Genomic DNA, 724 nt, shown 5'->3' on the forward strand with positions numbered 1-724 from the left:
CTCTAGAAGAGTCTAGTCAAACGTTGACATTAGATGATTTAGCCAAGCAACCAGAATTGACAGAGCCATTGTTAAATCAGGCTTTACAAATGCGAAATTATATATCGGCAGCACAGCTCTTGCCGATATATCGAAAATGGAGCGGGCACGATCCTATTTTATTGGCCTATGCGCAAGGTGCAATTTGGCGCTCTGAAGGGAAATATAAAAAAGCTATTAAACTTTATCGTTCTATTCTCGCTCAGAATTCTTATCTTGTTACTGTCCGTTTAGATTTAGCTGCTATGCTTTATGAGGATAGACAGACTCGCAATGCGAAACATGAATTCAATACAGCCAAGGAGCAAGGGCTTCCTGAAGATGTACTTCCGACTATCGCACTTTATGAAGATGCTATAAAGAAAAAGAAATGGCAAATTTCAGGTAGTCTAAGTTATATCCAAGACAGCAATATTAATAATGTTTCAACGGAACGCGAAATTCATCTTCCTCAATTTGGTAATTTAGCATTTGAAAAGAATCCTGATTATTTGCCACAAAAAGGACATGGGTTTAATTATTCGTTATCTATTAATCGTGATGATAATATTAAAGATAATCACTACTTAGCTATGTCGGGTGATATAGATGGTGTGACTTATTGGGATAATCATGCTTATGATGATCAAGTAGCAAGAATAAGCCTGGGTTATAAAAATAAAAGTTTTAAAACAGATGGCTATGT

General features: G+C 36.0%; 1 protein-coding gene. It reads left to right on the forward strand.

Annotated elements, in window-relative coordinates; genetic code table 11:
* Positions 1-724: surface lipoprotein assembly modifier (locus tag ACTHUT_RS21390; protein ID WP_440419816.1), on the forward strand; the 724-nt coding region annotated here is incomplete at both ends.

This window comes from Neisseria sp. P0022.S010, from assembly GCF_051956635.1.